Origin of the sequence: Vibrio sp. S17_S38, from assembly GCF_014694375.1 — a bacterium.
Lineage (GTDB): Bacteria > Pseudomonadota > Gammaproteobacteria > Enterobacterales > Vibrionaceae > Vibrio.
On the sequence record NZ_JAAUWW010000034.1, the window covers coordinates 1 to 12,022 of the forward strand.

Genomic DNA, 12,022 nt, shown 5'->3' on the forward strand with positions numbered 1-12,022 from the left:
TAGATAGATAGATAGATAGATAGATAGATAGATAGATAGATAGATAGATAGATAGATAGATAGATAGATAGATAGATAGATAGATAGATAGATAGATAGATAGATAGTATCACTTTTAAGCAAAGATTGTTAGTATATGGGGACTTAAATCTACAGGTCGGCTTTGTTTATACTTTATTGCCTACAAAGAACCACTCTCATCTTATCCAAAAAATAAAAAACCAACAAGAGATAAAGGGGCTCATCAATGAATTAGGGCTATCGCAAGGGAACTTAACGTACTACGCGTCCATTATTCGGCACCAATCCCTGTATAAGATCCGTCGTTTTCCTGAATGGCAAGGGATGCTATATATCGTGTGTTACTTATTTTTCCGTTATCAAGAAACGAATGATAAGTTAGTCACCGCGTTTCAGTATGTGACCAGAAAACAAAGGGAATCCGCCTCTGCCGCCGCTAAACAACGGATTGCAGATGAGCTTGAAGTGGTTAGAGACAAGTTAACCCACGCCGGTCACCTCCTTGGACTCTTTATTGATGACTCCGTTACGGGTCCTGTGGAAGAACCCCCAAATATGTAAACTTTGAAATCTAACCTCATTTACTGCGCCTGATTGAATTACTGCTACAAGAACGATAACCTAGGTTTAACGCACAGTTGCAGGTACCTTTTGATGGTTTTTAATGAAGAAAAATACGACAAAATCTTAGATAAGTTGTCTTCTGAGGATTTTACTGACCTGAATCGACTTGCTTATCAAGCTGGTATTCGTGATCTGATTGATGAAACAGAAACCATCAGTGGCATCGCTAGAAAAGCATTGGATTATACTTTTGATGACAACACCAAGTTGCACCTTGAAAACTTACATGAAAAAGTTGATGTGTTAAGTATGGAGGTGTCTGGGTTAATTGACACGCTCGAAAAAATTAACGACCAATTGGACGAAGCCGAACAAGTTCTTCTTGAAAATATCTATGACGACGATGAATGGGATTAACCCATGAGCCATCACATGACTTAGTACAAATCATGTGATTGATATTGAAGAGACGGCTTTTAATGCACGATAAATTGTCGCTTCTCCAAGCTCAAATTCTTTGGCTAGCTGTCCAATGGTTGCGCCTTCAGTCCGGCGCAAATGTATAGCACGACATATTTGCTCATTGAGCTTTGCCGGACGCCCAAACTTAACGCCGTTCTCTTTTGCTTTAGCAATCCCTTCTGCTTGCCGCTCTGTCCGTAAGTCATTTTCGAACTCAGCAATCGATGCCAACATGTTAAACATCAATCTGCCAGTTGATGTACTCGTATCGATATTTTGGTCAATGACGATCAAATTGATTTTCTCTTTCTCAAAACGCTTGGCGAGTTGTGCGAGATGGACAACAGAGCGAGCTAGGCGATCTAAACGAGTGATGACTAAGGTGTCGCCTTCTCGAAGGTAATTCATACAAGCTTGGAATTCTGGACGATTTGAAGTTCGACCACTTCTCTTTTCTTGGTAAATACGTTGACAACCCATCTGATTTAACTTTCCTAGCTGAACGTCCAAACTTTGACCTGTAGAGCTCACTCTAGCGTATCCAACTTTCTCCATAATCTATCAATACTCCTAAGATGTTTTGATTCCCCACTTATAATAGTACTTTTGATAGATAATTTCACGAGCTATTAAAAAGTATACTATTTGATAATGTGTAATTATAGCAGATAAAGGACGAATCGGTTATAATGAACGAATCGAACGATGTTAGTGAGGTAGGACATGAATTCACTCTCCGCCAATGAAGCGAAAACCCATTTTGGTGACATGCTCTTAAAAGCCCAACGTGCTCCAGTCCAGATAAACAAGAATGGTAAACCGGTTGCTGTGGTGATCTCGACAGAAGAATATGAGAGTATCGAAGCTCTCAAGCTGCGTTTGTTACAATTAAGAGCTGTACAGGCCGCTACCGATATTACAGCAGGCAATTTGATCGATGGCGAGTCATTTTTCAGTGAGCTAGAGTCAGGACTACACGACTAATTCTTACAACAAAAGCCTATTTTGATAAAAACTTGGGGAATCCAAAATGCCTGCTATCGCACTGAGTGCAGAACAACTTCAGTTAGTAAAAATTATTGATGATCACGCCCTTCGGTTTCCTAATACTGAGATCGGTGAAGCCAATCTGCTCCAGTCTTGCTATGACTATATGGATGTCTTCAAGTGGATAATGGACAGCACTTCACGCGTTCAGATGGACTACATCTGTCAGCAATATGATGGCTTCTATCGATTCGCAAAACTGATGGAAAATCTAGCTTGCGGTATTGCTGATGGCATCATTGACGTTCCCAAGGATCACTGAAACCAAAATTCGTACACCTTCAAAGACGGGGATCTAAATACAGGTATGAACCAACGTAAACAGCAAAAAGATATTGATAAAGCGATTGCCCATTTGATGAAATATGCTGAACAAGCACCATGGTCAGAAAGGCAAGAGCAATTTTTTAATGAAATGCTGATGGACGCCGCCAACAGAGTTGATATTCCTATTGACGAGTTAGGCCAAGCTCTTGAAGACAGTGGCTATATGGGGATGGTTTTTGGTTATCTCTTTGAACTGTTTGCAAGTAGTTATTGGGATAATGACGAGTTTTGTATGATTGAAGATTATATAAAACGTCGCGGTTGGCGAGAAGCTGCTCGTGGGAAACGTTATCTTCAAGCCTTAGCTAAAAGTGAAGCAAAACTTTGGGAGATTATTGCTGTTAACCCAGGTCATTGGGTTGAAGTGCGCCCTGTGGGATCAACAAGTAAAGCGATCCGTGTTTATGAGCGCTCAGGCTCCCAAAGCTTAAAACGCTGGGATTGTATCGCAGCGAGAGTGATTTCTTTGGATGGTAAATACGGTTTTGGCGGCGGCATTCTGCCTTTTTCTCCAGATCAGGCTCAAGAAGTGCCAGCTTTGCTCGAACGTGCTTGTCAAAGTGTGATTGGTACTCTCAAGGAAGTTCGGGATGAAGAGGCTCAATGTCAGTGGTCAGATGAAGATATTGAGGAAATGGCAACAGCAGACGCGAATGATCAGTTGCCGGATTTACTTTTTTCATTCTGGGCATGCCAAACCTATTTGGCGATAACTAAGCCTATACCAACACTTTTGAACCATGATGGCCATAAATTATATTGGAGTAAGATAAAATTCCCTCTGAATACAAGCGATATGGAGGAAATTGAAAAGCGACTGCATTCTGCCCCTCAGCTTAATTTTAATAACGATAGCAAAGAATGGATCTGGCTAAATTGTGATAAAAACAACATCGAGAACGTAGGTGCAACGGTATTGGGCCATTTATCCATAATGGGTCAATATTTGGTAGCGACGGTGAACTCCATTGAGCGTTCGGAGGAAATTAAAGATTTTCTCAGTGCTTTATTAAGCGAGTTAATCGGAACACCTCTCTCCGTTCATGAGAATTTTGAGTCCATGATGGAAAAGTATTCCACACAAGAATTGCCAACCGAAGAAACTATCGATGCGCCTGAATTAATTGCTGCTTCGCTAGATCAGCATTACCGAAAAATTCTAGATGAGCCTATCCCTGCACTTAACAACCGAACACCCAGAGACTGCTCTCTAGATAAAGATCAGCACACAATCCTCCTCCAGTGGCTTAAAGGCTTGGAAAATAATACCGCAGTTGTCCCACATATGTCGCGCTATGATTTTAAGTGGATGTGGGAGGAGTTGGGTTTAGAATCCATAAGCGCAGACAAATAACAATATGGCCAATTATTACTTAACGCCGGATGCAAAATCTGACCTTATCGACATTCGCCGATACACCGTCGAACAGTGGGGAAAGGCTCAATCGCAAAAATACCTGTCTGAACTCAGGCAAACCATTCACCTGCTGGCCGAAACACCTTCTCTGGGTAAGTCCAGGCAGGATATTGGGGAAAGCGTTTTGAGTTTCCCCCATGTCAGTCACGTCATTTATTACATGCTCCATGAACAGCAATTGGTTGTGTTCGGTGTTTTACATAAGCGCATGGTGCCAGTGAATCACTTGGACGGACGTGAGGTGAGGTAATTTAGTGTGGCTCACGAACTGGCCGCACTGAATAGGTACACGCAATGGAAAATATCAAACGCATTCAACTGCTATCCAACACGGAAATCGAAGAGTTATATGCTCGCCCAGATTTCAATACTTACGAACAAAGTCTCTATTTTTCATTAAATCAGGCAGAGCGCGCTGCGCTGGAACATTTTCGCAATACCCAGACTCGTATCCATTTCATTCTGCAACTGGGCTACTTCAAGGCTAAACAGCAGTTTTTCAATTTTTCGCTCGATGAGGTCAGCAGCGACGTTCAGTATATCGTGGAAACCTATTATAGTGGCGCTGACGTCTCTCAATTTAAGGGCGTACTCTCTCGCAAATATACGCGTAACCAGCGCCAAGCGATACTCTCACTTTTTGATTACCGGAACTGGTCAGCCCACTACACCGCTGAAATAGAATCGCATATCGGTCACTTGTTGAGATACTACACCAAAGGGCACAGCGCCTTTCGCCAATTACTGGCTTACTTCGATCATCAAAATCTGATAATACCCTCCTATCGAACGCTACAGGACATGTTCAGTAGTGCGTTTATTGCTGAAGAAAACCGGTTGGGTATCGCTGTTTCATCTTTACCTGTAGCAATCTCGGAACAGCTTGAGGCTTTGGTGCATCGCGATGAGGGCATCACAGCGCTGAATATCATTCGCACAGACCAGAAAGATTTTCAATACACAGCAGTGAAAGCAGAAGTGGACAAAGCGCAGCGCATTGGGGAGCTTTATGATTTTGCCAAGAGTTTCATTCCTTCTTTGGGCCTGTCAAAAAATGCCATTCGCTACTACGCCGACATTGCCGAGCAGTATGCTGCATCAAGGTTGCGGAGACTGAGCAAACTACAACAATGGCTTCATGCTTTGTGTTTTGTCTACCACCGTTATCAGCAGATAATGGACAACCTGATCGTGAGTTTTTGCTATCACACCCGTGCAATTATGGATGCTGGCAAGACCTACGCCTCGATGGCGCACATGGAGCACAGCTCCAAAGTGGTCACGGACTTTCCCAAGCTAGCAAAGTTTCTCAAGTGGTTTCCAAATCGAAATCCTAATATGAATCAGGATGAGCTGAATGAAGCAGCCTACAGCCTGTTGCCAAAAGAGCAATTTTCAGCGATGGCAGAATTCTTGGAAGGAAAATCGTTCGATAAGAAAGCCGCTCTGTGGCAGTACTACGGTAAATCGTCTCGTATACTCTCGCTGTACCTGCGCCCGATATTTACAACGGTGAAACTGGAGTACTACAAGGAAAACAGTTACATCGGTGACTTGGTCAGCTTATTGAAAACGCATTATGCCAGCGGTAAAAGTCCATCCGATTTAAAAATCTGTGATGACTTGGGCTATACGATTCCCAAAAATATGATCCGTTATTTGAAGCGGGAGCCAGCAGATACGCACATTAATCCGTATTTGTTCGAGTTTTTTGTCTACCAAAAGGTTTTTCATGAAATCGATCGTGGCCGCCTGTATTGCAATGACAGCGTTTCTTATTGTGATATTGATTCCGACCTTGTAGACGATGCGTTGGTCGATGACATTGAGGAAATTGCTGCGGAGTTTGGTTACCCCAAAATACCCATCTACTGTGATAAACGGCTTGATGAAGCTCTTCAAGAACTTAATAACGCTTGGAAAAGAACGACTCACAACATTTGTGAAAACAACAACCCAGGGTTTAATGTTCGTGAGAACAAGAATGGGCAACAGCACTGGAGCCTACTCTATGACAGTGTTGAGAAACTGGACGACGCCTTCTTTAAAAATCTGCCGAAGGTAGAAATCGCCAATATCATGATGTTTATCGGCGATCAAATTGGCATGTGGAACGGGTTTACCCACTTGAAGGATCGCTACACCAAGCGGAAAAAACCACTACCATTGGCGATCAATGCCTGTTTGTTGTCGGAGGCATTTGGGTTTGGCGCATTGAAAATGGCTGATATGTCTGATTTGGAAACCAACCAGTTACGCGCGGTGCGTGAGGATTTTATCCGAGTAGACACACTGTGCGCTGCCAATGATATTGTTAGCAATCATATTCATGCACTACCAATTTTTAAACAGTGGAACCTTATGGAGGAGAAAGTTCTGGCCGATGCCGACGGGCAAAAACACTCGACCACCGACAGCACTATCCAGTCACGTTATTCTAGAAAGTATTTGGGTAGAGGCCGAGGTATTTCTCTTTACACTCTGCTTGCTAACTATGTAGCGGTCAATGCAAAAAATATCGGTTTGAATGAATATGAAGGGCATTCGCTCTACGACATGATCTACAACAATAAGACTGATATAGACATCCACATGGTAACAGGCGATAACCACTCACTAAACAAACTGAATTTCGTCACGCTGGATTCCATAGATGTGGATTATGTACCCAGTATCAAGAACGTACGGGACGCCTCTGAGGAAATTTATTCCGCGACAGAGCTGGATTACGATACCAGCATACTCAAGCCAAAGGGCGTTATCAATGTAGAGCGCATCCGGTCTCAACGAAGAGGTGTTATGCGAGTCCTGCTGTCACTGATCATGCAGGAAAACACGCAAAGTAATATCATTCGAAAGCTTAACTCTCATGCTCGTTATGCCAGACTCAAGGCGGCGATGTTTGAATACAACACTATTTTCAAAAGCACACATGTGCTCAACTTAATTGATGATATGGAACTCAGGAAGGCGATAAGACACGCTCGAAACCGCACAGAAGCTTATCATCAGCTCCAGAGCAACATTCGTAAGACTTACAACGGTATCTTTCAGGGTAAACGAATCGTAGAAAACCGTATAAGCGCTCATGCGGCCAGACTAGTTGCTAACTGCATCATTGCCTACAACAGTATGATTTTAAATGCCGTTTACCAGAAGATGTTGGCTAACGGCGCCTCTCAAAAGGTCATTGATGAGTTTGTCCGTATTTCACCGATCGCTTGGACACATACATTGCTCACTGGCCGGTATAGTTTTAAGAAAAGTAGTGGGAAAATCGATGTAGAGGCAATGGCAAGAGTTCTAGAGGATCATGTGAAACAGCATTTCTGGAGAGATGGCTGATCAAATACCAACCATCAAAGTTTACAGATTTGGGGGTTCTTCCACAGGACCCGCAATTAAGACCTAAAATAAAGTACAGAAACCCTCTAATTAAATTCCAAATTCATCATGATAATTAACTAATGTAGAATATTTATAAGCTGGAGATCTCAGGGTCGATTGCGCATTAGTTTCAACAGCTCGAATGTAATTATTCACATATTTTGTAAATTGATTGATAAGCACCTTTTCTTTACTTATTAATACTTTTTTTTGATTTTCAGGAATAAGAAACACTTCTCCCATTTCAGCATCCGTTCGAATTAAAACAGCTTTTGTGAAATCCAAACCACGTGAAGACCTTTTACCTCGTCTATTAACTTCGTCTAGTACCAAGCTGTACCTATGAGTAATGTTAGATCTAAGAGGAATACCAAAAATCAAGTTGTTTAGAGTGATGGTTACGATTCCATACCCACGGTTTTTATCATTAATAGCTTCAATTAGATCATTGTTAGTATCATGAAAATCATCAGTTAATTGAAGTATTTTGAGCATTTTAAAAAATCCGATAAGTTAGATCAAAAAAGCCTCCAATTAGGAGGCTTTAAGAGTGAATTTCATTAGTTCTGGTATTACATGTTTAATGTCGGCTCTCCAGTGGCGCGACTTCAATCTCTGAGGATATTACATTTTTTATGCGGGGACTCCACTGCCGCCGCTTCATTCACTATAGTAATATAGCATTTATCTAATTATTTACAAGCAAAACTCACCTTCTACTGACCTTGAATTGCACCTAGAAACCTTATTCGCCACTGATTAAGTTCTTTTTGAGGTGCTATATACGTAATCTCCTCATAAGATTGTCCGACCAAACTTAATGCTGATTTCCAGCTTTCAGGATCACTTAGAGCTGTAGATCTTTCTTCAATAGTTAAGTCGGTCAGCTCAAACATCAATTTCTCAAGGTCTTCCCTTCCAACGGTTCGATACATGTAGCGTAAAGCAGCAATGCGACTCTCGTTATTGCTCTTATCCTTAACTAATTGCTTTGCATTACGGGTTCTTTCATCCGAATTTAGTTGTCTAGATAAGGCGGAAAGTTTCAGAGCCAATTCTAGCGATTGAGATGCACAATATAAGCTTTGATCATGGATAACTTGTTCGTAGGACATTTCACTTATCTCACTAATTTCATAATGATCATACCTTAGCACGTCACAGACGTGCGTAAAGTTATTTTGCACCCAATTGCGATTTATCGCCCCCCAATTATTGATGCGATATTTACCTCGATTGTACTGTTCCACATCTATGTCTAACTCATTAAGTGCCTTGATGGTGTCTTGAGCTGTTCTGCGCGGCATACCCGTCACTTCCATAATTTCAAGAACCGTGTTCTTACCTGAATCAATTAAGTAGGCGACTAATAATCTTCTTAAGAAAGAGGTTTGTGTTTTACTCGGCTTATCCATCATTAAAAATCACGTAAAATTGTTTAGTAGCTTTGTAAATGTAAAGCCAATATCTCTTTATTTGGTTGATATTGGACACATAGTTAAAGGGGCATAAAGCCATTATTTCTTTTCCTATAATGTTGTGTTTTTAAACCCGTTATCCATTATTTCAGTTATTTCATCTTCATTAATAAGCCAACGTGCTCCCTGGCTACGCCAAGAACCATCACTTTGTTTATACTCAACATTACTAATATACCCAATGAAACCTTTATTAGTTGAGTACAGTTTTTCAACTGATGATGCTGTTCGAATGTTTTCTCGCTTATTATAGGTATAAGTCATGATGCTTTCCTTTGATCTGGATTTTAATGTATAACATTAATGTTATACATTATCGTATCATAGATAATTTAACGTCTTTGATTGCTTGAATGATTTCTTCATCGGAATGACTTTCAAGTAACTTTATTGCTGCTCTAATCAAAGTGGTGCGGTTTACCGCGCGAGCATGATCACCAAGAACCTCTACAATCAAACGTGGATTATCATCTTTAAGTTGGTTGATTTTTTGAGTTAAGCCAGCTAGTTCATCAGATGTAAACCGAATTGGAACCGGTGCAACTTTAGTTGTTGGCTTAGTTGAAAAAGCGTTAGCTTTTTTTGTTGATTCCGTTTCTTTTTGTTGCTTCTTTTCCAAAATTTTAACTCGGGCTTTTTCGCCACCAGTTAGCTTCTTTTTGGATTTCAGCTCATTAAGTTCTGTAAGTTCTTGCTCAAGCATTGTCGATCACCTCTTTTGCTAAATCTTTGTAGTACATTGACGCGACATGACTCTTTGATAATACGGACATTGGTTTATGCTCCGCTTCTGCCTCTGCAAATGCCACTCGATCATATACAGTCGTTTTAGCTGTGTTGTTTGGCCAACGAGTCGCTAAATACTCACTACCAAATTCTAAAGCGTTTTTAGCTGACTTATTGATTTTCGACGGAACAACAAGAAACTTAATGTCTTCTTCATCAATAAATTTTACGTCGGCAATGTGTTCTAATAATGTTTCTACACCATCCAAGGAATGTTGCTTAAACTCAGTTGGGAAAATGTACTCTGTTGCGGCCATCACAGCATTTAGCGTTAATACACTTGTACCAGGCGTGGTATCAATAAGAATAAAATCATAGTTATCTTTGATTTTTTCTAACTGAAATTTTAAACGCTCTTCTCGACGAGTTAACGAAATCATATCCATATCAAGCTTGGCCATCACATCACCAGTTCGTGCCGGTATTATGTTTAGATACTCTGACGCAACACCATCAATCATTGCAGGGTATATAGCCTTATTAATATCGAATTTACGATCTAACAATACATCGCCCAAAAAAAATTCGGTTTCATCTTCGAGATAGAACTTTGTACTGTCGCCTTGGCTATCAAAATCAATCAACAAAACTCGCTTTTTAAGTTGAGATAATTCATGTGCAAGGTTAACCGTTGTTGTCGTTTTGGTTACACCGCCTTTTCGACAGCCAATCATAATAATTCGAGCTATTAAGTTTAACTCTGGCATTTTTCAACCTCCCATAAGCGTATACCATTAATGTTATACATTGTAGCACAGCAAAAAAATAGTGTATATCATTAATGTTATACACTATTAATTTCAGATTGAAAAATCTAAAACCCAAAGCGATATGATAAATAAAACACTAAACCAATTCGGTTTTAGAATACAAAAATAAGGAAAAATTTATGAAATCAAAATCAAGCAACAGCAAGAACACAGTAAAATATCAGTATATCAACACTGGCATTATTAAATTTGAAGAATTGAGAAAATATCCTCCAATATTAACGAAAGATAGTATTTTCTACGAAAGAAAAGATGAGGTGAACGTTTGTAGAAAATAGGTGTTAATGAAAAACTCACCTAAATAGGGTGAGTTTTTGTTTTATTGACCAGTAAACTTCTATTATAAAATTTCAGCACAAACAATAAAATGAAAAGCTTGTGATTTGGTATGGATATAACGGATGTTAAAGCAAATGAGTTCTAAAAGTGCAGGTAAGAAATTTTTTCATATCATAGTGTTTTTCACTCGTGAAAAAACGTTGATATATAAACAATGCCCGTTAAAGGAGTAATTAAAGCTTTAGGCGTACAGTGTTGAAAACGTAAGGCTTGGTGATGATAATCTTTCAATGTAGCTAATATGACTATTCTAGTGCTGTCTTCAGGCTAATTAAAATGAACCGCAAGCCACTTTCCTTAATAAACTGTGAGCGTAGCGAATTAATGGCCGTTGTTTCTTCCTTGTATGATGTGCATAGAGCTTTGCTATAAAAGTAACAGTTATGATCTGACCCCTAGCTTTAGCTAGGAATTGGTCAGGCATCTTATGCTTTAACGTAGTTAAAGGTTTATAAAGATATTTATTTTATATATTTATAGGAGATCCCTTTAGGGAGATATAACTCCTAAAAGGTTCCGATCCTTTTTCTTATACTTAATTGGTTATCTAAAGTTAATATTCTAATTATTCACTTATCCACAGAACACAAGTTAAACAAAAAATGTCGATGGTGATGCGCAACGAAAGGTGACTACAGGCTTGGTTTTGAGTGAAAAACAAGCAATAACTTTCTTCAGACGTGACGAATTGACCGCACTTAAGCGGCTCTTTCTAATTTTAGTGAGGGGATATATCTAATTTAGTAGGATTAATCGCATTGTAAGCTTTTCTAGCTGGTTCAAATGCCTTTTGTAGTAAATGCGCAAAGCTCATCCACCCAAAGTTATAACCTTTATTTTGAGCTTTAACTCTTGAATCATGTATAAGATTAGCAATATCAGGGAAAAACGTGACCTTTAACTCTCTGAAAAACATCAATGAAAATTGCTTATATGCGGCAGCCGAGAATACTAAGTTCTGTTGATTACCTGTAATGGTATCTTGACCAAAATAGCCACAATTGCGAATATAACGCATACAAGTATACCAAGTTTCATTATCAATCATTTCCCCCCAACGAAGAACATAATCATCCATTAGCTTTGAATGGCTAATAGTATCCATGCCTTCAAACTGAGGAACGCCAACCCTACCATCAACTAATTCGGTTCTGGCCAATAACACAGCAAGAACTTTAGCTAATCGCCTCCTTGTATCTTCTCTATTCATAGCAATCATGCTGCCTGAGAACTTATAGAGAGTAGGGAGGCGATAAGCGTTATCAATAAATTCACGACATGCTGAAAATATTTTGTTCATATAATACGGTAGCCGAACAACTGTAGTGGTCAACTAAAATTGGCCACAGTTTTAGAGTTTTTCCAATAAAGCTGTTCTGATTTATTGGGTGTTAACCCACCATTATATTGATGGGGTCTGAGCT

General features: G+C 39.8%; 13 protein-coding genes and 1 pseudogene. 7 read left to right on the forward strand and 7 right to left on the reverse strand.

Annotated features, from left to right (window positions below; all coding sequences use genetic code 11):
- Positions 1–225 precede the first annotated feature (225 nt).
- Positions 226–552: pseudogene (locus HC725_RS16140) on the forward strand (Tn3 family transposase); the annotation flags it as partial.
- A 123-nt stretch (positions 553–675) separates the two neighbouring features.
- On the forward strand, positions 676–1,002 hold the full coding sequence (locus HC725_RS16145; protein WP_190332889.1) for a hypothetical protein: 327 nt from the start codon (positions 676–678) through the stop codon (positions 1,000–1,002).
- A gap of 30 nt (positions 1,003–1,032) precedes the next feature.
- Here the strand turns inward: HC725_RS16145 and HC725_RS16150 are convergent, their stop codons facing one another.
- Positions 1,033–1,602, reverse strand: coding sequence for a recombinase family protein (locus HC725_RS16150; RefSeq protein ID WP_190332890.1), 570 nt, complete (start codon positions 1,600–1,602; stop codon positions 1,033–1,035).
- Between the two features lie 168 nt (positions 1,603–1,770).
- On the opposite strand from HC725_RS16150, the gene HC725_RS16155 reads away from it, so the two are divergent.
- From HC725_RS16155 to HC725_RS16175, 5 genes are read left to right on the forward strand one after another with little or no spacing between them, the layout of a single operon-like run.
- Positions 1,771–2,031 carry a type II toxin-antitoxin system Phd/YefM family antitoxin gene (locus HC725_RS16155; protein WP_190332891.1) on the forward strand — a complete coding sequence of 87 codons (261 nt, stop codon included), beginning with the start codon at positions 1,771–1,773 and terminating at the stop codon, positions 2,029–2,031.
- Positions 2,032–2,077: 46 nt separating this feature from the next.
- Entirely contained in the window at positions 2,078–2,356 is a 279-nt protein-coding gene (locus tag HC725_RS16160) for an arylsulfatase regulator (protein ID WP_190332892.1), read from the forward strand.
- 45 nt (positions 2,357–2,401) lie between these two features.
- The gene (locus HC725_RS16165) at positions 2,402–3,775 is read left to right on the forward strand and encodes a hypothetical protein (protein ID WP_190332893.1); all 1,374 of its coding nucleotides are present in this window, start codon (positions 2,402–2,404) and stop codon (positions 3,773–3,775) included.
- Positions 3,776–3,779: 4 nt separating this feature from the next.
- Positions 3,780–4,088, forward strand: coding sequence for a type II toxin-antitoxin system RelE/ParE family toxin (locus tag HC725_RS16170; RefSeq protein ID WP_190332894.1), 309 nt, complete (start codon positions 3,780–3,782; stop codon positions 4,086–4,088).
- Between the two features lie 44 nt (positions 4,089–4,132).
- Entirely contained in the window at positions 4,133–7,183 is a 3,051-nt protein-coding gene (locus tag HC725_RS16175; protein ID WP_190332895.1) for a Tn3 family transposase, read from the forward strand.
- A 90-nt stretch (positions 7,184–7,273) separates the two neighbouring features.
- On the opposite strand, the gene tenpIN is transcribed toward HC725_RS16175, so the two are convergent.
- The 6 genes from tenpIN to HC725_RS16205 form a co-directional block, all read right to left on the reverse strand.
- Positions 7,274–7,720 (reverse strand): type III toxin-antitoxin system TenpIN family toxin, encoded by a 447-nt coding sequence (tenpIN, locus tag HC725_RS16180; protein WP_190332896.1) that lies wholly within the window; start codon positions 7,718–7,720, stop codon positions 7,274–7,276.
- Between the two features lie 221 nt (positions 7,721–7,941).
- Entirely contained in the window at positions 7,942–8,643 is a 702-nt protein-coding gene (locus HC725_RS16940) for a helix-turn-helix domain-containing protein (protein ID WP_446751381.1), read from the reverse strand.
- Positions 8,644–8,754: 111 nt separating this feature from the next.
- Positions 8,755–8,967 (reverse strand): hypothetical protein, encoded by a 213-nt coding sequence (locus tag HC725_RS16190; RefSeq protein WP_190332897.1) that lies wholly within the window; start codon positions 8,965–8,967, stop codon positions 8,755–8,757.
- Between the two features lie 49 nt (positions 8,968–9,016).
- Positions 9,017–9,406, reverse strand: coding sequence for a hypothetical protein (locus HC725_RS16195; RefSeq protein WP_190332898.1), 390 nt, complete (start codon positions 9,404–9,406; stop codon positions 9,017–9,019).
- Positions 9,399–10,196 carry a ParA family protein gene (locus tag HC725_RS16200; protein ID WP_190332899.1) on the reverse strand — a complete coding sequence of 266 codons (798 nt, stop codon included), beginning with the start codon at positions 10,194–10,196 and terminating at the stop codon, positions 9,399–9,401. The genes HC725_RS16195 and HC725_RS16200 overlap by 8 nt, the downstream gene beginning before the upstream one ends.
- 1,120 nt (positions 10,197–11,316) lie before the next feature.
- Entirely contained in the window at positions 11,317–11,898 is a 582-nt protein-coding gene (locus tag HC725_RS16205) for a hypothetical protein (RefSeq protein ID WP_190332900.1), read from the reverse strand.
- Positions 11,899–12,022 lie beyond the last annotated feature (124 nt).